The sequence below is a fragment of the Lactimicrobium massiliense genome, assembly GCF_900343155.1.
GTDB classification, from domain to species: Bacteria; Bacillota_I; Bacilli_A; order Erysipelotrichales; family Erysipelotrichaceae; genus Bulleidia; species Bulleidia massiliensis.
In genome coordinates this window covers 372,068-394,882 of record NZ_OUNG01000002.1, presented here as the reverse complement: position 1 = coordinate 394,882, position 22,815 = coordinate 372,068, and the positions used below count along the sequence as shown (strand labels likewise).

Annotated in this window: 23 protein-coding genes; 6 read left to right on the top strand and 17 right to left on the bottom strand. The window is 50.2% G+C overall.

Annotation, left to right across the window (positions count from 1 at the left end):
* Positions 1-5 precede the first annotated feature (5 nt).
* The 10 genes from DHU66_RS05320 to dtd all read right to left on the bottom strand — a co-directional run bounded on the left by DHU66_RS05320 (position 6) and on the right by dtd (position 7,051).
* Positions 6-1,067: a benzoate/H(+) symporter BenE family transporter gene (locus tag DHU66_RS05320; protein WP_108774839.1), complete on the bottom strand. Its 1,062-nt coding sequence runs from the start codon at positions 1,065-1,067 to the stop codon at positions 6-8.
* 250 nt (positions 1,068-1,317) lie between these two features.
* A complete protein-coding gene (locus DHU66_RS05310; RefSeq protein WP_108774837.1) occupies positions 1,318-2,088 on the bottom strand; it encodes a hypothetical protein in 771 nt (256 codons plus the stop codon).
* A gap of 47 nt (positions 2,089-2,135) precedes the next feature.
* Positions 2,136-2,642 (bottom strand): GNAT family N-acetyltransferase, encoded by a 507-nt coding sequence (locus DHU66_RS05305; RefSeq protein WP_108774836.1) that lies wholly within the window; start codon positions 2,640-2,642, stop codon positions 2,136-2,138.
* 35 nt (positions 2,643-2,677) lie between these two features.
* A complete protein-coding gene (locus DHU66_RS05300) occupies positions 2,678-3,001 on the bottom strand; it encodes a cyclic-di-AMP receptor (RefSeq protein ID WP_108774835.1) in 324 nt (107 codons plus the stop codon).
* Positions 3,002-3,073: 72 nt separating this feature from the next.
* Positions 3,074-3,739 (bottom strand): hypothetical protein, encoded by a 666-nt coding sequence (locus DHU66_RS05295; protein WP_108774834.1) that lies wholly within the window; start codon positions 3,737-3,739, stop codon positions 3,074-3,076.
* Positions 3,723-4,277: a TetR/AcrR family transcriptional regulator gene (locus tag DHU66_RS05290; RefSeq protein ID WP_108774833.1), complete on the bottom strand. Its 555-nt coding sequence runs from the start codon at positions 4,275-4,277 to the stop codon at positions 3,723-3,725. The genes DHU66_RS05295 and DHU66_RS05290 overlap by 17 nt, the downstream gene beginning before the upstream one ends.
* Before the next feature lie 127 nt (positions 4,278-4,404).
* Positions 4,405-5,505, bottom strand: a complete 1,101-nt coding sequence (gene ychF / locus DHU66_RS05285) for a redox-regulated ATPase YchF (protein WP_108774832.1) — start codon at positions 5,503-5,505, stop codon at positions 4,405-4,407.
* A gap of 3 nt (positions 5,506-5,508) precedes the next feature.
* A complete protein-coding gene (locus DHU66_RS05280) occupies positions 5,509-5,712 on the bottom strand; it encodes a DUF951 domain-containing protein (protein WP_108774831.1) in 204 nt (67 codons plus the stop codon).
* 4 nt (positions 5,713-5,716) lie between these two features.
* A complete protein-coding gene (locus DHU66_RS05275) occupies positions 5,717-6,580 on the bottom strand; it encodes a bifunctional 5,10-methylenetetrahydrofolate dehydrogenase/5,10-methenyltetrahydrofolate cyclohydrolase (protein ID WP_108774830.1) in 864 nt (287 codons plus the stop codon).
* A gap of 24 nt (positions 6,581-6,604) precedes the next feature.
* On the bottom strand, positions 6,605-7,051 hold the full coding sequence (gene dtd / locus DHU66_RS05270) for a D-aminoacyl-tRNA deacylase (protein WP_108774829.1): 447 nt from the start codon (positions 7,049-7,051) through the stop codon (positions 6,605-6,607).
* Between the two features lie 181 nt (positions 7,052-7,232).
* Here dtd and DHU66_RS05265 point away from each other — a divergent pair, with 181 nt between their 5' ends.
* Positions 7,233-8,384 carry a C40 family peptidase gene (locus DHU66_RS05265; RefSeq protein ID WP_209451743.1) on the top strand — a complete coding sequence of 384 codons (1,152 nt, stop codon included), beginning with the start codon at positions 7,233-7,235 and terminating at the stop codon, positions 8,382-8,384.
* A gap of 115 nt (positions 8,385-8,499) precedes the next feature.
* Positions 8,500-9,642 (top strand): C40 family peptidase, encoded by a 1,143-nt coding sequence (locus DHU66_RS05260; RefSeq protein WP_167836274.1) that lies wholly within the window; start codon positions 8,500-8,502, stop codon positions 9,640-9,642.
* Between the two features lie 79 nt (positions 9,643-9,721).
* On the opposite strand, the gene cuyB is transcribed toward DHU66_RS05260, so the two are convergent.
* The 7 genes from cuyB to DHU66_RS05225 all read right to left on the bottom strand — a co-directional run bounded on the left by cuyB (position 9,722) and on the right by DHU66_RS05225 (position 18,568).
* Positions 9,722-10,429, bottom strand: a complete 708-nt coding sequence (gene cuyB / locus DHU66_RS05255; protein ID WP_108774826.1) for a cysteate racemase — start codon at positions 10,427-10,429, stop codon at positions 9,722-9,724.
* Complete coding sequence (locus DHU66_RS05250) at positions 10,426-11,661, bottom strand: carboxylate--amine ligase (protein WP_108774825.1); 1,236 nt, start codon at positions 11,659-11,661, stop codon at positions 10,426-10,428. Before DHU66_RS05250 ends, cuyB begins: the two co-directional genes overlap by 4 nt.
* 11 nt (positions 11,662-11,672) lie before the next feature.
* Entirely contained in the window at positions 11,673-13,520 is a 1,848-nt protein-coding gene (asnB, locus tag DHU66_RS05245) for an asparagine synthase (glutamine-hydrolyzing) (protein WP_108774824.1), read from the bottom strand.
* A 100-nt stretch (positions 13,521-13,620) separates the two neighbouring features.
* Positions 13,621-13,962, bottom strand: coding sequence for a phage holin family protein (locus tag DHU66_RS05240; protein ID WP_167836273.1), 342 nt, complete (start codon positions 13,960-13,962; stop codon positions 13,621-13,623).
* 11 nt (positions 13,963-13,973) lie between these two features.
* A complete protein-coding gene (locus tag DHU66_RS05235; protein ID WP_167836272.1) occupies positions 13,974-15,110 on the bottom strand; it encodes a D-alanyl-D-alanine carboxypeptidase family protein in 1,137 nt (378 codons plus the stop codon).
* Between the two features lie 26 nt (positions 15,111-15,136).
* Positions 15,137-17,689, bottom strand: a complete 2,553-nt coding sequence (locus tag DHU66_RS05230) for a heavy metal translocating P-type ATPase (protein ID WP_108774821.1) — start codon at positions 17,687-17,689, stop codon at positions 15,137-15,139.
* A 99-nt stretch (positions 17,690-17,788) separates the two neighbouring features.
* Positions 17,789-18,568, bottom strand: coding sequence for a MurR/RpiR family transcriptional regulator (locus DHU66_RS05225; RefSeq protein ID WP_108774820.1), 780 nt, complete (start codon positions 18,566-18,568; stop codon positions 17,789-17,791).
* Between the two features lie 114 nt (positions 18,569-18,682).
* On the opposite strand from DHU66_RS05225, the gene DHU66_RS05220 reads away from it, so the two are divergent.
* The 4 genes from DHU66_RS05220 (at position 18,683) to bsh (ending at position 22,774) form a co-directional block, all read left to right on the top strand.
* On the top strand, positions 18,683-19,492 hold the full coding sequence (locus tag DHU66_RS05220) for a PHP domain-containing protein (protein WP_108774819.1): 810 nt from the start codon (positions 18,683-18,685) through the stop codon (positions 19,490-19,492).
* A 74-nt stretch (positions 19,493-19,566) separates the two neighbouring features.
* Positions 19,567-20,514 carry a TAXI family TRAP transporter solute-binding subunit gene (locus DHU66_RS05215; protein WP_108774818.1) on the top strand — a complete coding sequence of 316 codons (948 nt, stop codon included), beginning with the start codon at positions 19,567-19,569 and terminating at the stop codon, positions 20,512-20,514.
* Positions 20,511-21,689 carry a sodium/glutamate symporter gene (gltS, locus tag DHU66_RS05210; protein WP_209451742.1) on the top strand — a complete coding sequence of 393 codons (1,179 nt, stop codon included), beginning with the start codon at positions 20,511-20,513 and terminating at the stop codon, positions 21,687-21,689. Before DHU66_RS05215 ends, gltS begins: the two co-directional genes overlap by 4 nt.
* Positions 21,690-21,799: 110 nt before the next feature.
* Positions 21,800-22,774, top strand: coding sequence for a choloylglycine hydrolase (gene bsh, locus DHU66_RS05205; protein ID WP_108774817.1), 975 nt, complete (start codon positions 21,800-21,802; stop codon positions 22,772-22,774).
* Positions 22,775-22,815: the final 41 nt, after the last annotated feature.

Genomic DNA, 22,815 nt, shown 5'->3' with positions numbered 1-22,815 from the left:
CCACCTCAAAGACCAAGGAATCTGGCTGCTACACCTGCCAGCATGCCAAAGAACGGATTGGTAACTGCTGTGACTGTCATCGTCAGTGCACCAACAGCCGGTGCTGTTGCAAGAGCAGCCGGCGCATCCAGGGCAACGGTCTTGAAGACACCCAGTACAAACAGGAAGCCGGCGATGGAAGAAGACGGTACATACTTGCCGATCTTTGGCAGTAAGCCGGAAAGAAGGATGATGCCGATGGCGGCCATCATGGCAACGCCTGCCCACACAGCATGCGGAGCAGCTGCCGTGGCAGAGATGATGGATTCAACCGGTGCCCCGCCGAAGAAGGAGGAGCACATATCAGCCAGTGAAGAGATGAAAGTCAACTGGTCAACGTTATAGTGAGCAGTACTTGCCATGCTGGCAGTGATGGAGCCAAAGGAAATATTGGAACCAATGTTCAGGCAGGCAATGCCAAGGGCCCCGAAGATCACATTCTTATTGATGGCAAACTTCTGATGCTTGAAGTTATCATCCACGACAGTGATGGTCTTCTGCTTTCCTTTTTCAAAGATGGCAGATGCGATGCAGGAAGCCACAACTGAGATCAGGATCGTGTAGACAAGGACGTTGGAGCTGTTGCGGGCAATGACATACGTGATGATGGCTGCTGCCAGTGAAACACCGCCGGCAATCTTGTCTTCTTTGATCATGTCAATGGCTGTCTTGGAGAGCATGATGCCGACACCAGCCATCATGCCATTGGCAATGTCGCTGCCGATAAAGTCCACAATCTTTGTCAAAGAGCCGGTCAGGCCAACAATGGCCATGATGACGCCGCCGATAAAGATAATCGTGCATGCCTCAGACCGGTTCTTGCCAGCCTTGCCGGCATACGTGATCGTCTCTGCCTGGAAGGAAATCGGCGCAACATTCTGGGTGACAGTGTTGCCAATGGCACCAACAAAGAATGCCAGTGCGGTTGGAATGCTGGCAAAGCCAAGGCTCAGTGCAAGCAGGCCCTGCGGCAGACCATTCAGCACCACGCCAATGACAGCCAGTATATCTGTGATAATACTGCTCATAGTGTGATATATCCCCTTTCATCTATCTTCATTCATCCAGAGATGAACTGAAGCCCACAAAGCAAAAAACATTCCGAAACACACTGGAAAGCATTTCGAAATGATACCTTGTTCTAACATCATTTTCAGATATGTACAAGCCATTTCTAAAAAAATGAAAATCTTGAAAAATCTTTTCACAGATCCGCCTGGCATCAGAAAAAACAGGCATGTCATCTGGCATGCCTGCGCACTGTTTATCAATTGTGTCTTATCCAATCTGTCCGATCAGCGCGGCAATCGTATCCGCATCCAGCTTGTTATCATCTCTGGTCAGAATCTGATAGTAATAGCCATGCGCTGACCAGGTTGCACTCTGGACAAGATCATCCTGTCCCTTCTCTGTGACTTCAATGCCATCAACATCCACGATATTGGACTGGCGGTATGCATTGGTATCTGCTGTTTCCAGATCATTGCGCTCACACTTGTGCAGAATGTACTCAACCGTACCATCATCATCGGTATAGCGCACATCATAGATGTAATCCTTGACGATCCAGTATTCCTTGTTGGAAACACCATTGATACTGTCAGGAACAGCAAAGGTAAAGTTGGCACTCTTATCAGCCTGGGAAGCACTCTTCAGCTGCACATAGATATAGCTTCTTCTGCCGCCAATGCCCCAGTCTTCGGGATCCATGATCAGACTGCCATTCTGTCTGAGCACCATTGCCAGCACACCAACACATGCGATGATCACCACAATAGCCGCCCAAAAAGGTACACCCTTTTTCTTCTTATGGGCTGCATCTTCCACCGCTTTTTCTTCCTTTGGTGCCTCTTCCTGCACCGGTTCTTCAAGAGATTCCGCAGCCTTTCCTTCTGAAGAAGCTTCTGGATTCTCAGCTTCCTGTGCCTCTGCCTTAGATTCTGCAGGCGTTACGGCAGATTCTTCCACTTTCACCTCAGTTTCTGTCTCATCAGCCATGGCGGAATCATCTTCCTTCTTTATCTCTTCATTGTTTGTTTCATCATTCATGTCAATACACTCCAGTAATGTAGCTGTGTCTTATTGTACATGACTTTTCACTTCTGTGCATCCAGTACCTTCTGTCCGGCCATTCTTGGCGAGCCATCATCCATCCAGACAGTCCCGCACCAGACAAAGCCGCTTTTCTCCATCAGATGACGCATGCTTGCATTCTTTTCATGGGTATCCATGCGCAGGTTTGCAATGTTTCTGTCCCGGGCAAGCTTTTCAGCATACTGGATCAGCACACTGCCATATCCTTTTCCTCTGCCTGCCACAGCAGTTCTATGAATCACGCCATACGGCTGATCATTCAGCCACTTGCCCTGAATCTGATGATAATGCGGATCATCCCCGAACAATATGGCAGTTGTGGCCACAATCCGTCCTTCATCCACCAGTACATAGCTGCCATGTGCCGCCATATCCTTTTCAATATCCTCTCTGGCAGGATAGCTTCCCTGCCACTGCGGATTGCCGGCTTCCTGCATCCACTTCTTTGCCTGGGCATAGATCTGCATCACTTCGTCAAGATCTTCTGTTCTTGTTTCTCTGAAGTCCATCACATAAAAAGAGCGGTTCCCCGCTCATTCCTTTCTTACAGCTTCTTGAACTGCTCAACATCCAGGACAAAGATCGTTGCCCCGCCGACCTGTACTTCAACCGGGAACGAAGCATAGCGGCCGATGTCATAGCTGGCAGTGCTCGGCACAATCTCTGTGCGGCGCTTTGCCTCTGAGCCAATCACCTCAATGCACTTGTCAACCAGATTGTCCTCAGTACCAACAATCAGCGTCGTATTGCCGGCTCTCAGAAAGCCGCCGGTCGTCGCCAGACGGGTCATGTAGAAATTATTCTTGGTCAAAGCAGAAGAAACGGCTGAAGCATCATCATTAGAAACAATAGCAAGGATCAGTTTCATTTCTCTTACCTCCTGTTGTGATTATTTTAGCACCAGTTGCATGTAATTGAGTGACCAATGCGTGAGAATTGTCTAGAGAAGTTTAAGCCCCATGGCAATCATCCACACATAGGCAAGCGTCTTTGGCATCATCAAAGCACCAATCGGCGGCATCTTGCTTGCCAGCATGGTCACCGGCAGATAGCAGCCAAAAGACAGCAGAATGGCCCAGGTCATATGCGTCATGCCGGTCTGATAAAACAGCACCATCATGATTGCACCGACAACTGTAAACGGAATATTGCGGTACAAAGACCAGCGCAGACTGCCTTCGGAATGGAACCAGTTATTCTGCGGGAACAAACACAGCACCATGCGCACAAAGGCACAGGCAAACAGCACAAACACCACTTTTGTCGAAGCCAGCCAGGCAGGGAACATCTCCGTCCAGATCATGAACAGAATCAGATAGAAGACGGTCATGGTTTCTGAGGTGATGGCTTTGCCAAGACCCAGCCAGAAATCAGACTTCTCACTCCTGCCAAACAGATTTACCTTGATTCTTGGCACCAGATGAAAGGCATCACCGCCGCCCAGTACCAGAGCCAGTGCTCCATACAGCTCAAACACCAGTCTGCCATCCGCATTCTTCAGAAACAGAATGCCTGCCACCAGGTCAAACAGCAGATAGCACACATCAAACACAGACTCAAAGATTCCCGTAGCCTTCGGCCTGAACTTCTCACTTTTTTCTTCCATACTTGCCTCCATATGCATATGCATTCACAACATCCAGCACGATCTTCTCATTAAAGTGATTCCGCAGCACCATGCCATTGATCAGATCCATCAACAGCTGTACAAAGCCATCCGGATCAATCTCTTTGCATACAGCAGGATCCTGGGACAGAGCACGCTTCAGCATCTGCTGCAGGCCGGCTTCCATCCTGCCCATCGCCACTCTGGCATCCGCCTTTGTGCCAAACACCATGGCATGGCTGGCAAAGAAATTGGGATACTTTTTCTGCCCACTGGCAAGATCATGGACAATGCGGTCCACCGTATCCGCAAAAGACAGATTCTGCATGCCATCCAGAGAGAGAATATCCTGCCATACCGAAGCCACACTCGCCATCACCAGTGCCTCTTTGCCTGGATAATAGTTGTACAAGGAGCCAAGGGCGATGCCAAGCTGCCGTGCCACTCTTCTGGCATTGACACCCTGAATGCCTTCCTGTCTGACAATATCCCGGCACACAGATAAGATTTCTTCTTTGCTGGTTACGTTGTGATTCATATGATCCTTTCAACTTGAACATTGTTCATTATAGCCTGCATCGCATCACCGTCAAGCTTTCTGCACGAAAAAAGGCAGACTGTGCTGCCCTGTACATATTGGTATCAGAATCTAAACAATTTGAGGATCAAACATTGAAGCGGAAGAAGACGACATCGCCATCCTGCATCAGATAGTCCTTGCCTTCCACACGCAGCTTGCCATGTTCCTTGAGAGCCTGCTCGCTGCCATACTCCATCAGATCTTCATAGCTGTAAACTTCTGCCTTGATGAAGCCGCGCTCAAAGTCAGAATGGATGATGCCCGCACACTGCGGTGCCTTCATGCCCTCATGGAACGTCCATGCACGGCACTCCGGCTCGCCAACCGTAAAGAACGTTCTTAAGCCAAGCAGATGGTAGGCAGCCTGAATGATCTGATCCAGACCAGACTGTTCAATGCCAAGGTCATCAAGGAATGCCTTCTTTTCATCCTTATCCAGTCCTGACAGTTCTTCTTCCATCTTGGCACAGATGGCAATGCAGGAAGAACCTTCTTTGTCCGCAAATGCCTTGACAGCCTGATAGTACTTGTTGGATGCCGGATCCCCGATTTCTTCATCCGACATATTGGCAACATAGATCACCGGCTTGCCTGTCAGCAGGCCGTAGTTCTTCAGATTCAGCCTGTCATCCTCATCCAGATCCAGCAGACGGACAGGCTTCCCCTGTTCCAGTGCTTCCTTGAAGCGGGTCAGAGAATTCATCTCCTTCATTGCTTCCTTATCCTTGGTCTGTGCCTTCTTGGCAACCTTGCCAATACGGTTCTGCACGGTATCAAGATCTGCCAGGCAGAGTTCCATGTTAATCTCATCAATATCACGGACCGGATCCACACTGCCCTCGACATGCTCAATATTGTCATCATCGAAGCATCTGACCACATGCACGATGGCATCCGTCTGACGAATGTTGGCAAGGAACTGGTTGCCAAGGCCTTCACCCTTGGAAGCACCCTTGACAAGACCCGCAATATCCGTGAATTCAAATGTCGTATAAATTGTCTTGCGCGGATGGAACATGTTAACAAAGTCATCCATTCTCTTATCTGGCACTTCCACCACACCGACATTCGGCTGAATGGTCGCAAATGGATAATTCTCCGCCAGCACCTGGCTGTTTGTAATTGCATTGAACAACGTTGACTTGCCCACATTCGGCAGTCCGACAATACCTGCTGTTAAAGCCATCTCTTACTCTCCTTCTTCTGAAGAAACGTGTTCCACAACCTTCTTCAGCTTCTTCTCAAACTCATGCCGCGGAAACATGACCACAGCCCCGCATCCCTGACACTTGATCTTGATATCCGCGCCCATGCGGATGATCTTCCATGTTTTTGCCTTATGGCAGGGATGTTCCTTCTTCATCTCGACAATATCATTGAGCCCATATTCCATATTATCATCCCACTTTCAGCCGATAGGAACGCATCGTATTCATCAGCAGGGCGCAGATCGTCATCGGTCCCACACCCTTTGGCACCGGTGTCACCATATGCACATACGGCAGCACATCCTCCGTATTCACATCTCCGCACAAATGACCGTCTTCCCTGCGGTTGATGCCCACATCCACAACACAGGCACCTTCTTTGACATACGTATGATCAATCATCTCCGGCACACCGACCGCTGCCACCAGAATATCCGCTTCCTTTGTAATCTGCCGCAGACGGCGGGTATGACTGTGGCAGATGGTCACCGTCGCATTGCGGTCCTGCAGAAGGCGCGCCACCGGATTGCCAACCAGCCGCGATCTGCCGACCACAACTGCCCTGGCACCATCAATCGCACATCCCATCGCATCCAGAATAGACAGGATGCCCAGCGGCGTACATGGCGCAAAACACGGTTCCCCGGCATACAGCCTGCCGACATTCAGCGGTGTCAGACCATCCACATCTTTGCCAACATCAATGCAGAAGATCGCATGATTGGCATCCAGATGATCAGGCAGAGGCATCTGCAGCAGAATGCCATCACAGGCATCATTCTGATTGCAGGCAAAGATGACATCCTCCAGGCCTTTCTGCGAGATATCAGCCGGCAGATGGTGGACAACATTCTCAATGCCGACAACCTCACATGCCTTCTTCTTGCCGCGGATATAGGAAAGCGAAGAAGGATCATCCCCGACCAGAATCGTATCCAGACGGGGTACCCGCAGCCCATTGGCACGGTATCCTTCCACTTCTTCCTTCATTTGTCTTTTCAGCTTCTCTGACAGCAGACTGCCATACAAAAGCTTTCCTTCACAGCATTCCATACACAAACCGTTCCCTATTATACATCAGAGCGTATCGGAATCGAGAACGATTGTCACCGGGCCGTCATTCAGCAGACTCACCTTCATATCCGCCCCGAAAATACCCTCCTGCACATCAAAGCCATAGCGGCGCATCACATCATTGAAGTACAGATACATCTTTTTCGCATGATCCGGTCTGCCGGCTTTGGAAAAGGAAGGACGGTTGCCCTTGCGGCAGTCCGCATACAGCGTAAACTGCGAAATGGACAAAATGGCACCGGACACCTGTTCAAGATTCAGGTTCATCTTGCCGTTTTCATCCTCAAAAATTCTCAGTCTGGCAATCTTATCTGCCATCTTGTTGATCACTGCTTCATCATCACTATCCGCAATGCCAACCAGAATCATATACCCTCTGCCAATAGCACCATGGACACTTCCATCGATCGTTACCGACGCTTCACTTACTCTCTGTATCACTGTTCTCATGCGTCAATTTTCACCTTTGCGCACCATTTTTTCAAGTCAATCGGCACAAGCCGATTTTCGAATATTTGCAATACGACAATTCTGTGAGTATGTCCTGATAATCCGCTTTCATTGTGTGAGACGCATGTGAAATCTTAAGATTTTGTTGCAAGGCATGTTTTTTGTGTGCTTAACTACGGCCATGCGTACAAATACAAAAAAACGGATGGCAAAGGCTTTTATTCCCTTTGCGGCTGCCGGCATGATTGCCCTGACAGCACCGCTGCATGTCTTTGCGGCAGATGAAACAGCCACACAGTCTCTGGCTGTCTATTCCATTGACATCAATGATGCCAATGCCATGGATACACTCAAGCAGCAGGCCATTGACAGCTATGTCAAAGCAAATGGTTCTGTGAAGGAAGATGACATTGACGCTTCTGCCAGCCTCATCAGTGTCGAAGGCCTCAGCCTGAACCACACCGGCCTGCAGACAGTCTCCATCTCCCTGCAGCCCGCGGTCTACACAAACGCTGAGCATACCACAAGCACCCTGCAGCAGGCCTGGACAACAAGCGCTGCCGTCACCGTCACTTCAACCGGTGCCCCCAGAGTTGTCCTGAAGCAGGATGAAGTCACGGTAGATTACCAGTCCAACTTCAGCTATGCCGACAATATTGCTATTCTTTCTACTTCCAGCGGTTCCCTGCCAGTCATTCAGGAAACCGACAACGTGGACGTCAATACCGAAGGCACGTATACCTGCACTGTAACAGCCATTGATGAGCGCGGTCAGAAGACAACCGTGTCCTATAGCGTGGTTGTCAAAAAGCCAGCCGAGGTTGTAAGAGCAGAGGAAGAAGCGGCCAAGAAGGCTGCCGAAGAAGCCGCTGCCCGGGAAGCAGCACAGAAAGCAGCTGAGGAAGCTGCTGCCCAGCAGGCCGCTCAGGAAGCAGCTGCCGCGGCAGCGGCCACAACAACAACCGTATCCACCAATGTGGCAGCCAATCCAACCGGCTCCTCCATTGCGGACTATGCCCTGTCATTTGCCGGCAGTGCCTATGTCTATGGCGGTTCATCCCCATCCGGCTTTGACTGCTCCGGTTTCACCCAGTATGTCTATGCGGCATTTGGCTACTCCCTGCCAAGAACATCCTATGGCCAGGAAGCAGCCGGCACCATCGTGTCCGTGGCTGATGCCCAGCCAGGTGATCTTGTCACCTATAACGGACATGCCGGCATCTACATTGGCAATGGCCAGATGATCAATGCCATGAATCCAACCCAGGGTGTGGCAGTATGTTCCATCTATGCCATTACCAACGGGAACATGTTAATTCACAGAATTGGCTGATGTCATCACATCACAGTCCGCAAAAATGTATTTGTGGACTGTTTTGGCTTATTCTTCACCAATCCTTCACACAGCTCACTTGAAATGGAGGGACGATCCGGTTAGACTTTCAAATATGGTGACAACAAGAAAAGTATTCGCAGCCGCAGCTGGCACTGTTTGCCTGCTTCTTAATTTCTCACCGGTTTACGCTGATAATTCCAGCACCGGAACAGTGAGTACAGACACCGCCAGCCTGCGCATCTTTGAAATTGATATGAATGACCAGAATCCTCTGGCCACCCTGAAACAGAAAGTGATCGAAGAAAGAGCCGGCTATGATGCCGCCGTCAACCTGAACAACATCAATATGGACGCTTCTTCGATCTATACCGACACCTTCGACCGCACAAAACCAGGTATCCAGAAAGTCAACATTTCTGTATCACTTGTACGCAGCAGTGATTCCACTGTCGGCTATGACTTTACCGAATATGCCGCAGTCAAAATGGTCTCTCCCAATGGGCCCCAGGTCATTTTGAAGCAGCCGTCCGTCACACTGGATCTTGGCACTGCCTTCAACTATGGCGATAACATCGGCTATGTTTCCTCTACCGGCGGCAAGCTGCCTGCCATCAAGGAAACCGATAACGTAGATATCAATGCCGAAGGCACATACACCTGCACCATGACGTTCTATGATACTTCCGGAACCAGTTCCGAAGTGTCCTATGATGTCACGGTGAAAAAGCCGGTGGAGGTTGTCCGGGCTGAGGAAGAAGCCGCTGCCCAAGAAGCTGCAAAACAGGCCGCGGATGAAGCTGCCCGCAAAGCACAGGAAGAAGCCGAAGCCCAGGCTGCTGCAGCTGCCCAGCTGCAGGCACAGCAGATTGCCTCTTTGATCAGCAGCAGCTCCACAACCGTCAATACAGGCTCCGGCAATTCCATCGTAGAATTCGCCACGTCACTGATCGGATCCAGATATGTCTGGGGCGGTACCTCACCGGCAACCGGCTTTGACTGCTCCGGTTTCACCCAGTATGTCTACAGCCAGTTCGGCATTTCCCTGCCAAGAACATCCTATGGTCAGGAAAATTCCGGTACGCTTGTGTCCGCATCGGATGCCCAGCCGGGAGATCTTGTCACATGGAACGGCCATTCTGCCATCTATGTTGGCAACGGCATGGTCGTCAACGCCATGGATCCTTCCAATGGCGTCAAGGAGTGCAGCATGTATGCGATCTCCAATGGCAACATGCAGATCCACAGAGTCAGCTGATCATTTACACAGCAGATTGAAAGAGTATGTTCCGCAGCAGGACATACTCTTTTTCATAATCCGCATAAAAAAGCATTCATCAGAGTTTTCCCTGATAAATGCCTCCACATGTTATCACACAGGTTTTGACTAAAGCATCCATGGCATCCAGATACCAGGGATCAGCAAGTTCTGTGTAATTGTTCTTCAATACAGACAGTTCTGTACATGCCAGAATGACAGCGTCACAGCCCTTTGCCCTCATATGTTCACAGATGCTCTGGAACAGGGCAAGATTGCCGCGCTGTCCCTTCTTGATCTGTTCATAGATGATCTGCATGACACTGCGTTGATCATCCGCGTCCGGATAGACGCATGTGCAGCCATTTCGCCGCAACGCCCTGCCATAGAGATCATTGGCAACCGTGCCATCCGTGCCCAGTACACCGATCGTTTTGCCAACCGTTTTAGCATAGCTGGCAGCTTCATCAATCATCGAGATAAAATGCCCGTCCATAAGCTGTTCAAAGCGATCCTGGAACACATGGCTCGTATTGCATGGCACTGCCAGATAGTCGCAGCCGCATGCCTTGAGCATTTCGACATCCTTTGCCATGACGGCCCACAGCTCTTCTTTCCTGCCAGCTTTGATACTGCCGGTGCGGTCGGGAATATCCGCATGCGACCACAGCAGAATGTTCAGATGATCCTGATCCTTCTCCGCCTTGGTGGCCTGGGTAAGCTTGAGATAGAACACTTCACTGGCTTCAGGCCCCATCCCCCCGATGATGCCAAGTGTTTTTTTCATTCGGCGCTCTCCGGTTTGGGATAATACTTTGCAAACTTGCCAAACTGGCGGCGCAGCTGTTCCTTGACGATCAGGAAGCGCAGCGGATTGTGCATTTCATCATAGCGGTATTCCAGCGAAGAAGAACTGCGTCCAATCTTCTCCAGATGTCTTGCCTTTTCAACAAGATCCTTGTCTTCGGTATACTTGAACGCAACGGCACTTGGAATCAGATGCCAGTAAGTCTCCTGCGTGCATACCTGCAGGTCCTCACCCGGATCCTCATACTTCTCCACAATCAGCCTGGCCAGATTCAGGCCGGCTCCGGTCATATAGTAATTGGAGCGGCCCTGGCGCAGATTGATCTCAAACACATAGAAGTTGCCGGTATTGCCGTCTTCCTTGATGTCAAAGTTGGAGAAACCGGTATAGCTGATCGTTTCCAGCATCTTGCGGATCTTTTCCGCCACCGGGAATTTCGTGACGTCTTCGGTCACAATTGCCGCATGGTTGCCCAGGCCGGTCGGCGTATGTTCCTCAACCATCGTATGGCCAAGGCACATGGCTCTGACCTTGCCCTTGTTATCCGAGAAACAGGTCAGTACGCGCATATTGCTGTCACCGCCGGCAACCATCTTCTGCAGAATCATCTTGTCACTGTAGCCATGGCTGTAGATCGTTTTGACAATCTGTACAGATTCCTCAGGACTGTGGGAGACGTATACCTTGCGCATGCCCTCAAACTCATGCATGAAGTATTCTGAAGAAAAGGAAGGCTTGATGATGATCGGATAATCAAAGCCAAGCGCATCTGCCTCTACTTCTGTAAGTTCCACCGGGCCTGTCTTGACAACTGTCTTTGGATACGGAATGTCAAAGCGGTCACACTCCTGGTAGAATTCTGCTTTCTTCTGAATTTCCTGATAAATGGATTTTGGCGGCATCGGGCAGTGATAGCGCGGGAAGCGGTCATGCAGACGGATGAGCATATCCGCATAGCGGTCTGTGCATGCCATCAGATACAGCTCTCCATCCGGATGCGCCTTTTCAAAATCCTGCAGCACCTGAATGACGGTCTCATCCTCTTCCAGATCCGGCAGGGCTGTATAGTGCAGGATGGAAGAATACATGGTTGGCGCCATCTTGTAGCGGCCAAAGCACCATGATTTCACGCCATATGCCTCATGAAACGCCCGGGCCAGGTTATAGCAGTTCAGATCAGCCCCGAGCATGACTGGAATAATATTCGTCATACTGCCTCCTTTTATTCCCCAAAGAACACTTTATGCCAGGTCAGGAATGTCCAGGCCGTCCAGATCTTTCTCTGGTTCATGGCTCTGCCATCCTTATGATCATTCAGCAGCTTCACAAGCCTGTCCGTATCAAAGTACTCATTGGCCACCTCACTTGTGAAATCATCACGAATCTGCTTATACCACTTGTCCTCTTTGACCCACTCACGAATCGGCACCGGGAAACCCTTCTTCTTGCGGAAAGCCCACTCCTGCGGAATCTTCGTGCTGGCAGCCTTGCGGAACACATACTTTGTATCAATATCATTGATCTTATAGTCAGCCGGAATCCGGGCAGCTTCTTCCACCACATAGCGGTCCAGATACGGCACGCGCAGCTCCAGAGAACTTGCACACGACATCTTGTCTGCCTTGAGCAGAATGTCTCCCGGCAGCCACAGATGGAAGTCGAGATACTGCTTCTTCTCCAGCTCCGAAAGATCCTTCACCTTATCATAGATCGGCTGGGTAATATCTCTCACGCCAGGTCCCTTGCGGTAGGACGGCTTGAGAATGTCATACGCTTCCTTCTCGGAGAACACTCTGGCCTGGCCGATGAAGTAATCCTCCGGCCGGCCGGTGCTGGCCAGAATCATGTCATGGCCCTTGAAGTACGGCAGATGGCGGACCATATCCGCAGCCAGGATCCGCATCCCCTGCGGCAGACGCTTGTACTTCTTCATCATGTCATACTCGTCATACCACTCATAGCCCGCATAGATCTCATCGGCACCCTCACCAGACAGGACGACCGTGACGTGCTGGCGGGCAAGCTTGGCAAGGAAATACAGCGGTACACTGGAAGGATTGGACTGTGGCTCATCCATGTGATACTGAATATCCGCAAAAGCTTCCATGCATGCATCTCCATCCAGCTCCTGCCGGAAATTCTTCACATGCAACAGAGAACTCAGACGGCTTGCATCTTCTGTCTCATCAAAGTTCTTGGACGGGAAGCCGACCGAGAATGTATCTTCCGGCTTGAGTTCCTCTGTAATATAGGAAGAATCGACACCGCCGGACAGGAAGGAGCCTACCGGTACATCAGAGATGCGGTGTGCTTTGACAGTCTCTTCCACCCGCCTGACAATCTCTTCGGCAACATCATCCATCGATGCCGTTGTCTTCCTGGAGAAATCGATATCCCAGTACTGCTCAATGTGCATCTGGCCATCCTGGAAGATAAACCAGTGAGCCGGTTCCAGCTTGTAAGTTCCCTTGAAGAACGTTTCATCCATGGCGGAATACTGGAAAGTCAGATACGGACGCAGCGCATCCGGATTGACTTCCTTGTGCCAGGCAGGATGTTCCAGGAAGGATTTGATTTCAGATCCAAAGATCAGATTGTGATTGTCCAGGAAGGAATAGTACAGCGGCTTGATGCCGAAGTAATCTCTGGCACCATACAGGCGGTTCTTTCTGGTATCCGCAATCACAAAGGCAAACATGCCGCGCAGCCGTTCAGCTAAGCCTGTGCCCCACTCTTCATAGCCATACAGCAATACTTCAGTATCGCATTTGGAATGGAAATGATAGCCCTTCTTCTCCAGGATCTCCTTGAGTTCCATGAAGTTGTAGATCTCACCATTGAAGACAACCACAACCGACTTGTCTTCGGAAATCATCGGCTGGGCACCGGCTTCACTCAGATCAAGAATGGAAAGTCTGCGGAATCCCAGGGCAACGGCATCCTTGTCACTATTGCCATGGACCCAGTACCCTTCCATATCCGGTCCTCTGTGCCGGATGCGCTCCGACATCTTTTGAATCATATCTTCACGGCCATCATACATGCCCGTAAAACCTGCAAAACCACACATACAGGGAACCTCCTTTTGTAAAGTACAACTTATTATACGGCAGGCGTACTGGATGCGCCAACACCAATACCGCCAGAATAAAAACGGCAGTGTGCCGTTTTTACTCGCCAATGATCCAGTTCAGCAGCGTATTGAAAATTGTCAGCAGAATGCTGGCAAGAAAAGCCGATCCAAAGCCATCAAGATAGCAGCCTGGCGATACACTGAGGGCAATGACCAGGATAAAGGCATTGATGAACAGTGAGAAGATGCCAAAGGACAGAATTGTCACCGGCAGTGACAGCACCTTCAGGATGGGTTTTAAGGTCGCATTGAGCAGAACCAGAACGAGTGAGGCAAAAGCCATTGCCTCAACACCGGAAAAGGAAATTCCGCTCATTGTATTGTCAATCAGCCAGAGAGACAGAAAATTTACAAACCATCCAATCAGAAACTTACGCACGTACAACCTCCTTATGCATGCGGCTTGATCAGCCTCGATGCATATTTATAGACAAACAGCAGGGCAGACGCGACGGTCACCACCGCACACAGAATACCAAAGACATTTGTTTTCTTCGATGATGCATCACTGCTGGCATCTTCAGAAGTCGTCTTGGTCAGCGGGAACCTGCCCATTTCTTCCCCATTCATCGAAATCACAAGATACCCGCGGCAGTCAGAAGCACTTGTCTCATCCATGACTTCAATGGAAGTTGTCAGGGCAGTCTCATCTGCATCCTTGGCCATCAGCACCGAAAGATCCGAATTCAAAGCAAAGCTCACATGCACATTGGTGCCATTATCCATGATATCCAGCTCTTTGGTCCCGACCGCATCCTTTGTGATGGCAACACTCTTGAAGTTGTTATAGCCATCATCCAGCAGCTTTGTCAGATCAGAAAAAGCAGTTTCTTCACTGTCTGCCTGCATGACCGCCGCCGTTAAGCGCGTCCCGTCTCGGGAAGCACTGGCCACTGCCGAAACACCCGTATCATCCTGCCAGTAATAATAGCCATCCAGACCGTCATAGGAAAACACATCCCGTGATACGGTTGCATCATCCGACAACGTATACGAAGATGCCCCATAGAGATCTTTGGCATTGGTATCCAGCGCAGCACCAAGCAGGCCCAGATCATGGGCAGTTGTCACCTGGGCATCATCTGCTGCCCCCGTCACATTGGTAAAAACAGTCTTGGTCATCGACAGGGCAGCCGCCTTGTTATTGAGCAGCTTCACGCCGTCTTCACCAAGCAGTGACAGCGCATAAGACGCATCCTGATAGCCGCCAAGCATCGCCTGTGCCCGCAAATCCGCCACTGCATAGCTCTTCTTGTTCTCAAGACCGGCAGACGTGTCAAAGCTTTCATCCTTGCTCAAAAACGTCACTTTCTCTTCTGTACTGTCATATGAGACAAGCACATTCATGGCAATGGCCATGGCCCCGGCAGGCACCTGTGTCTGACTGTCTTTTTCATACAGCACCGACCCGCTGCCAGTATCCATCAACACGGCATGGCCGCTGGCGATTTCCATATCATCCGCATGCACCGGCAGAAACGTTAAAAGGCATGCCGGAATCAATACTGCTGTGATCCAATTCTTCATATGCATGCCTTTTATTATAATCAGTTTTATACGCGGCGGGCAATACGCAGCAGACGCAGTGAGTTCAGCACACACAGCATCGCCACACCCGTATCCGCAAAGATCGCCATCCACATGTTGGCAATGCCGAAGGCACCAAGCACCAGACAGGTCAGCTTGACGGCAATGGCAAAGACGATGTTCTGGTTGGCAACCTTCAGAATGCGGCGAGATGCCTCAATGGCAAGCGAAATCTTGGCCGGATCATCATCCATGATGACCACATCCGCAGCTTCAATCGCCGCATCAGAGCCAAGTGCGCCCATGGCAATGCCCGTATCCGCAGCCGCCAGCACCGGCGCATCATTGACGCCATCTCCCACAAAGGCTGTCACACCCTGGCCATGAATGGCCTGCACACGCGCCACCTTATCCGCCGGCAGACATGCCCCATAGGCATGGTCCACGCCAAGCTCACTGCCAGCCAGATCCGTGATCGCCTGATTGTCACCAGAGACAATCATGACCTTTCTGCCCATGGCATGCAGATCAGAAACTGCTTTCTTTGCGGTCGGCTTGAGCTGATCGCGCAGCACAAGAGCACCAAGATAGGCATCATCACATGCTACATACACAAGCGTACCGGGTTCATTGACTTCCTGGAAGGCAATCTGATGATCCTGCATCAGTCTGGCATTGCCTGCCAGCAGTGCATGTCCCTTGTACGCAACAGACAGACCGCGGCCGGCAATCTCACTGACATCAGAAAGATCGCTCTCCTGAATGGTGCCTTCCCAGGCAGCTTTGATGCCCCTGGCAATCGGATGGTTGGAATAATATTCCACAGCACTGGCAGCCTCAAGAATTTCATCCTTGTTTTCACCAACGACCTTTTCCACGGCGAATACACCGCTGGTCAATGTGCCGGTCTTGTCCATGACAACATTCTTTGTTTTGGCAAGTGTTTCAATCAGATCAGCACCCTTGACCAGAACACCGCGTGAACTCAGGCCGCCAATGCCGGCAAAGAAGCTCAGCGGAATGGAGATCACAAGCGCACATGGACACGAAATAACCAGGAATGTACAGGCACGGTAGATGCCTTCCTGCACGCCATAGCCCATCAGCGATACAACAGTCGCGGTCACAACAGCAGCACCGACAACAGCCGGCGTATAAATCCGTGAGAACTTCGTGATGAAGTTTTCAGCCTTGGCCTTGTGGGCATCACTGTTTTCCACCAGATCCAGAATTTTTGCGACGGTGGAATCACCATACGCCTTGGTCACTTTGATTTCCAGCACACCGTTTTCATTGATGGAGCCAGACAATACCATATCGTTGACATCCACATCCACCGGTCTGCTTTCACCCGTCAGGGAGGCTGTGTTCAGCGAGGCAGTGCCTTCGACTACCACGCCATCCAGCGGTACTTTCTCACCCGGCTTGACCTGGACAATATCACCAGGCTGCACCGTGGCAGGATCCACCCTGACCCAGTCATCTGCCTGTTTGACCATGGCATAGTCAGGACGGATCGCCATCAAAGAGCCGATGGATTTACGGCTGTGGTCAACAGCAAGATCCTGGAAGAATTCACCGATCTGATAGAACAGCATGACACCGGCTGCTTCCTTGAAGTCACGCAGATAAATGGCCGCAAAGGTCGCAACTGTCATCAGGAAGTGTTCATCGAACAGCTGGCCATGGCCAATGCCGCGGAATGCCTTGAGAATGACATCATAGCCAAGAATCAGATAGGAAGCCAGGCCAAAGATGATGGCAGCTGTGCCATGCATGACAAGAGACAGCACAAACAGAATGGCACCCGCAATCAGGCGGATGATCATCTTCCGGTTGTCATCTTCCTCCTCTGCTTCCTCTTTTTCTTCCTTGTGTTCATGCAGAGCGGACACGCTGGCATCTGGTTCCATACTGGCAACAACATCGCGCATCTCCTTTTCAATGCGCACTGCATCTTTGACATCCGCCTCATAGCTCAGCCGGCTGTTCATGAAGTCCAGTGCCACATTTGAAATGCCGTCAATCCCAGAAATCTTCTTTTCCAGCCTGGCAGCACAGTCGGCACAGTCAATATCCTTCACTGAGAATACATAGATTTTCTTCTGCACATCACCTTTGTCCACAATGCGGGCATCCGGTTCTTCACGAGCAGCAATCTCACGCACTTCCTTTTCAATGCGGGCATTGTCCTTTGGATCACACGTATACTGCAGTGACTCCTTCAGAAAGGACAGACGCACATCCTGAATGCCATCAATCTTCTGAAAGCTTTCTTCCAGCTTGTCAGCACAATCCTGACAGTCAATGCCGGTAATGGCGAACGACCGCCTGATGGTTGTTGCTGCATCCTTGATCTCTGCCTCCGGCTCGACATCCATGATGGTCTTTTTGATCACAGAAAGCAGTTCCTTCTGCTTTGCAGGATCACAGTCATAGCGCAGTGTATGGGACATGAAGGACAGTGATACATTGTCCAGCCCTTCGATGCCGGCAACAGCACGCTCTACCTTGGCAGCACAGTCTGCACAGTCGGTTGTCACATCCAGCTTATATGTCTTATGTTCATGTGCGCTCATATTCGTATCCTCTTATGTCTTTATACCAAACAGTTGAACAACTGTTCATATGTAAAGTATAGTCTTTCTATCCTGATCGTCAATAAGAAAATGCCGGCATCACGCTTTGCCAGCATCCACATGAATCTTGGGATCCGTTTTCTTGATCCGGTCATTATAGCGCAGCAGTTCCTGGCCAAGGTATTCAACGCCATACAGCATGGAAACACCGCTTGTCAGATCATAGGTCTGCGGCAGTAAATACCGCTGCATGACGATGGGAAGCACTGCCTCGGCAAGAGAAGCAAGCGTGGAATCCGGATTGCCGGTCATTACCAGAATATGGCTGCCGTATTTCTGATTCAGCATTGCCTGTTGGACCATTTCCCGGTTTTCACCGCTTTCTGAGAGTATCAGAATCACATGTTTCTCTGTATTGCCAAGCTGGGGCGGATAGAAGACATCGGTAACGGCTGTGGCATAAAAACCGGCATTGGACAGATAACGGGCTGCATACATCGCCAGCGCACCGCAGTTGCCGCACCCCATGACCGTCACGGCATCACTTTCACAAATCATTTTCACTGCTTTCTGCCAGGCATCATTGTTTTTCTGAATCAGATCAATTGTTGTCTGCAGGGCAGAGACCATATAGCCGGCACATGTATTTTGATCCGGCATCTGCTGTTCATATGCCTGAATCCGGCTTAAAAACACAGGATAGGATGCACAGCCAAGCTTCTTGTACATCCGTGCCACCGTTGCCGTGGATGTACCGGTTTCCCGGGCAAGCTCACGGATATTCATCTGTACAGCCTGGGCAGGATGCTCAATGACATACTTGAACACACCGCTCTCATTCTCGTTCAAAGAAATAATCTGCGTATAACCAAATAACATACAGGCATCTTATGCCGGTTCCCGGAAAAATGCAAACAGGAAAGTCATGCGGCGGAATGCTTGACGCATCCACCGGCGGCATGTATTCTCCCAGTAAAGAAAGGATAGTCAATCATGATTGAACGCAACTTTCATACCCATACAAGCCGCTGCGGCCATGCCGTCGGCACAGACGGAGAATATGTACAGGCTGCCATACAGGCAGGCGTCAAAGTACTTGGCTTTTCGGATCACGCTCCTTACAAGGATCCCGAGCCAACCGAACGCATGAATATAGAGCAGGTGGATGATTACTTTTCCTGTATCGAAGCATTGAAAAAGAAATACCAGGACCAGATTGAAATCCATGTCGGCATGGAAGTGGAATGCTATCAGAGTGAGTGGGAAACATTAAGACAGTGGCGGCAGCGCAGTGAATACTGCCTTCTGGGCCAGCACAATCTCAGCTATGGCGGCAAAAGCTCCTATGATCTGACCACAAAGAAAGAGCTGGACATGTATACCGATCAGCTGGAATATGCATGTGCGCACAATCTGTGTGACTATATTGCCCATCCGGATGTATGCATGTGGAGCTATCCTGTGATCGATGAAAGTGTCAGACAGATCGCCCAAAGGATCGCGGATATCTCCAATACATATCACATCCCGCTGGAGCTCAACTGCGGCTCTGGTGTCCGCCAGGGAATGATCAAATATCAGGATGGATACCGCTATGCCTATCCGGTCCGCATCTTCTTTGAAGAATTTGCAAAGAAGAACTGTGACATCATCATTGGCATGGACATCCATGATCCAAAGCTCTTTCTTACAGATGAATACCTCAGAAGAGCACTGTCTGTCATTGAAGGACTCAACTGTCACATTCTCGACAAGTATGATCTGATCAGCGAAGCATCCCGCCGCAAGAAGTTATTCTTCTGAAAGCAGGATGCTTTTTTGCGCAGTGCGTGCCGTCTGCCTGTGCTATAATCTCACCGCTAAAAAGGAGAACTGGCATGAAAAGAACAATCACAGCTGCCATCGTATCCGCAGGTCTTGTGCTGAGCGGCTGTTCCAGGAAAACATCCATCCGTTTTGGAACCGCACCTGAAGGCGGTGTCTATTACAGCTTTGGCGCAGAGCTTGCCAGACTGGTTACAGAACAGGATCCTGATTACCAGATCAGTGTGCGCTCTACCGCCGGATCGGCAGCCAACCTGCGTCTGCTTTCAGAGGGATATATTAAAGCCGGCATTGCCCAGTCTGATCTGATCAATGAAATGTATTACGATGCAGACAGTGCCGATACCGACAATGCAAAGACATATTCTGCCATTGCCTCTTTGTACATGGAAGCCGTCCAGATCGTGGTGCGCAGTGATTCTGATATTCATACGCTCTTTGACCTGCAGGGAAAGAAAGTTTCCATCGGGCAGGAAGAAAGCGGCACGGAGCGCAATGCAAAGGAGCTGCTGGATGCGGCCGGCCTGCAGGAAGGTGATGTCACCACATTGAATTACGATTATGAAGATGCCATGGATCATCTGCTGAACAAGGACATCGATGCGATGTTTGTGACTGCAGGTGCACCGGCTGACATCATCGAAGAACATCAGGACGAAATCCGCCTGCTGTCTCTGGATGAAGACATGGTCAATCACATTCTTGCCCTGGCACCGGGGCTGGAAGCTGTGACGATTCCATCAGATACATATGGAAGCCCGGATGCAATTCAGACCGTTGGCGTGCGGTCTGTACTTGTGGCATCCAATGAAGCTTCATCAGATCTTATCTACCTCATGACAGACACTCTCTTTGCAAAAACAGAAGAGCTGCAAAGCAGTGTCAGCGCAGACCTGCAGCTGGATCCTGCAGAAGCCGTAAAAGGCATCACAATCCCATTCCATGAAGGGGCCTTGAAATGGTATGAAGAACATGACATTGATACCGAGGTGGCAGGATGATCTCACTGACACTTGACCGCTATCAGACCATGGCCGTGGCTGTAATCGTGCTTGCCTTTGGATCCTGGCTGAAAAAGAAGATTCCGCTGCTGGAGCGTTTCTGTATCCCTTCACCCGTTGCCGGCGGTCTGGTTTTCTCCATTCTCACCTGCATCCTGTATGTATCAGGCATTGCCGAAATCTCCTTTGACAGCTCCTTAAGCGAAGTGGCAATGGTGCTCTTCTTTACTTCGGTCGGCTTTCAGGCAAACATCAAGGTCCTCAAAGAAGGCGGAAAAGATCTGTTTCTCTTTCTGGTTCTCGTCATCATTCTGATCACTGCCCAGAATGGCGTGGCAGTCGGGCTTTCCCGCCTGCTGCATATTGATGCCCTGATCGGCCTTTGCACGGGATCCATTCCTATGGTTGGCGGACACGGCACAGCCGGTGCCTTCGGTCCTGTCCTGGAAGATTTCGGCATCACCGGTGCCACGACGATTGCGACCGCAGCTGCCACCTTCGGTCTGATCATGGGATCCTTAATGGGCGGACCATTGGCAAATGGTCTGATCACCAAAAAGCATCTGCAGCCTAAGGATGATGCAGCCCATCATGAAACCTTCCAGGAAACCCTCAAAGGCCTTGAGAACTATCCCAATGCCGTATTTGCATTAATTGTCTGTGCCGGCATCGGCACCATTCTTTCCTGGCTGCTATCCAAAACAGGCATGACATTTCCCATCTACATCGGGGCAATGATTGCGGCTGCCATCTTCCGCAACATTGCCGAAATCTCCGGCAGATTCACCATCCACATGGAAGAGATTGACTCCTTTGGCAGCATCTGCCTTTCCATCTTCCTTGGCATTGCCATGATCACACTGAAAATCTGGCAGCTGGCAGATCTTGCCCTGCCGCTGGTCATTCTGCTGATCGGCCAGACCGCACTGATGTTTGTGTATGCGCGGTTCATTGTCTTCAAATGCATGGGCAGTGATTATGACGCCGCCGTGATCGCGGCAGGTGTGTGCGGCTTTGGCATGGGTGCCACTCCCAATGCCATGGCAAACATGCAGGCAGTCAGAGAAAAGCATGGTGAAAGCATCAAGGCATTCCTGCTCATCCCGATTGTCGGATCCCTGTTTGCGGACTTCATCAACTCACTCATCATCACGATTTTCATCAATCTCATATAGAAAATACGGACTATCAATGAAGACAGCCCGTTTTTTTTGATACGCTTAAACAACGCAATCATCCTATAATAATGGAAGATGCTTTGATCACATCACAAGGAGGCAAAATTATGTGCACATGTGCTACGTACACAACAAAAGATCATTACTTTGGCAGAAACCTGGACCTGGAATTTTCCTATCAGGAATCTGTCACCATCACCCCGCGCAATTTCCCACTGCCTTTCCGCACCAAAGACACACTGACAAATCACAAGGCATTGATTGGCATGGCCTTTGTCTGCAATGGCTATCCTTTGTACTATGATGCCACCAATGAAGACGGTCTTTCCATGGCCGGACTCAACTTCCCAGGCAATGGTTATTTCCCGGAACCTTTACACGATGGAAAGGATGAAATTTCGCCATTTGAGTTTATTCCATGGATTCTTGGCCAGTGTGCCACAGTTTCTGATGCTGAAAAGCTGCTTGCCAGCATTCGCCTCGTCAACATTCCTTTCTCCAAAGAACTGCCGATCACGCCATTGCACTGGATGATCACGGACAAGGAAAGATCCATCGTCGTTGAATCAACAAAAGACGGCCTGCATGTCTATGACAACCCGGTTGGTGTCATGACCAACAATCCAACCTTTGACAAGCAGCTGTTCCGTCTGAATGATTACCGGAATGTTTCCGCTGCTTCTCATCCATCCGCATTTGGAAAGATTGACCTGGATGAATACAGCCGCGGCATGGGCGGAATCGGCCTGCCGGGCGATCTGTCATCTGGATCCCGCTTTGTCAAAGTGGCATTCACAAAGCTGAACTCCGTATCCAAAGAGGATGAAAACTCCTCCGTCAGCCAGTTCTTCCATATCCTTTCTTCTGTGGAACAGCAAAGAGGATGCTGCGACCTCGGTGATGGCAAATATGAGATCACCATCTACTCCTCCTGCTGCAACATGGACAAAGGCATTTACTACTACCGCACCTATGACAACAGCCAGATCTCAGCTGTTTATATGCACCATGAAAATCTGGATGCAGATAAGCTGATCAGCTATCCATTGGTCACAAAGCAGCAGATCAACAACATTAACTAAGGAATAAAAGTACAGTTAGACAAAGAAGGAATTCAGGTGAT

What these genes read in the sequence shown, in the direction of transcription:
- DHU66_RS05235 (WP_167836272.1), bottom strand. Translation starts at nt 15,110, where the DNA reads ATGAAGAATTGGATCACAGCAGTATTGATTCCGGCATGCCTTTTAACG.
- DHU66_RS05300 (WP_108774835.1), bottom strand. Translation starts at nt 3,001, where the DNA reads ATGAAACTGATCCTTGCTATTGTTTCTAATGATGATGCTTCAGCCGTT.
- DHU66_RS05220 (WP_108774819.1), top strand. Translation starts at nt 18,683, where the DNA reads ATGATTGAACGCAACTTTCATACCCATACAAGCCGCTGCGGCCATGCC.
- DHU66_RS05295 (WP_108774834.1), bottom strand. Translation starts at nt 3,739, where the DNA reads ATGGAAGAAAAAAGTGAGAAGTTCAGGCCGAAGGCTACGGGAATCTTT.
- DHU66_RS05265 (WP_209451743.1), top strand. Translation starts at nt 7,233, where the DNA reads ATGCGTACAAATACAAAAAAACGGATGGCAAAGGCTTTTATTCCCTTT.
- dtd (WP_108774829.1), bottom strand. Translation starts at nt 7,051, where the DNA reads ATGAGAACAGTGATACAGAGAGTAAGTGAAGCGTCGGTAACGATCGAT.
- DHU66_RS05305 (WP_108774836.1), bottom strand. Translation starts at nt 2,642, where the DNA reads ATGGACTTCAGAGAAACAAGAACAGAAGATCTTGACGAAGTGATGCAG.
- DHU66_RS05260 (WP_167836274.1), top strand. Translation starts at nt 8,500, where the DNA reads ATGGTGACAACAAGAAAAGTATTCGCAGCCGCAGCTGGCACTGTTTGC.
- gltS (WP_209451742.1), top strand. Translation starts at nt 20,511, where the DNA reads ATGATCTCACTGACACTTGACCGCTATCAGACCATGGCCGTGGCTGTA.
- ychF (WP_108774832.1), bottom strand. Translation starts at nt 5,505, where the DNA reads ATGGCTTTAACAGCAGGTATTGTCGGACTGCCGAATGTGGGCAAGTCA.
- DHU66_RS05310 (WP_108774837.1), bottom strand. Translation starts at nt 2,088, where the DNA reads ATGAATGATGAAACAAACAATGAAGAGATAAAGAAGGAAGATGATTCC.
- bsh (WP_108774817.1), top strand. Translation starts at nt 21,800, where the DNA reads ATGTGCACATGTGCTACGTACACAACAAAAGATCATTACTTTGGCAGA.
- DHU66_RS05230 (WP_108774821.1), bottom strand. Translation starts at nt 17,689, where the DNA reads ATGAGCGCACATGAACATAAGACATATAAGCTGGATGTGACAACCGAC.
- DHU66_RS05225 (WP_108774820.1), bottom strand. Translation starts at nt 18,568, where the DNA reads ATGTTATTTGGTTATACGCAGATTATTTCTTTGAACGAGAATGAGAGC.
- DHU66_RS05250 (WP_108774825.1), bottom strand. Translation starts at nt 11,661, where the DNA reads ATGACGAATATTATTCCAGTCATGCTCGGGGCTGATCTGAACTGCTAT.
- asnB (WP_108774824.1), bottom strand. Translation starts at nt 13,520, where the DNA reads ATGTGTGGTTTTGCAGGTTTTACGGGCATGTATGATGGCCGTGAAGAT.
- DHU66_RS05275 (WP_108774830.1), bottom strand. Translation starts at nt 6,580, where the DNA reads ATGGAATGCTGTGAAGGAAAGCTTTTGTATGGCAGTCTGCTGTCAGAG.
- DHU66_RS05280 (WP_108774831.1), bottom strand. Translation starts at nt 5,712, where the DNA reads ATGGAATATGGGCTCAATGATATTGTCGAGATGAAGAAGGAACATCCC.
- cuyB (WP_108774826.1), bottom strand. Translation starts at nt 10,429, where the DNA reads ATGAAAAAAACACTTGGCATCATCGGGGGGATGGGGCCTGAAGCCAGT.
- DHU66_RS05320 (WP_108774839.1), bottom strand. Translation starts at nt 1,067, where the DNA reads ATGAGCAGTATTATCACAGATATACTGGCTGTCATTGGCGTGGTGCTG.
- DHU66_RS05215 (WP_108774818.1), top strand. Translation starts at nt 19,567, where the DNA reads ATGAAAAGAACAATCACAGCTGCCATCGTATCCGCAGGTCTTGTGCTG.
- DHU66_RS05290 (WP_108774833.1), bottom strand. Translation starts at nt 4,277, where the DNA reads ATGAATCACAACGTAACCAGCAAAGAAGAAATCTTATCTGTGTGCCGG.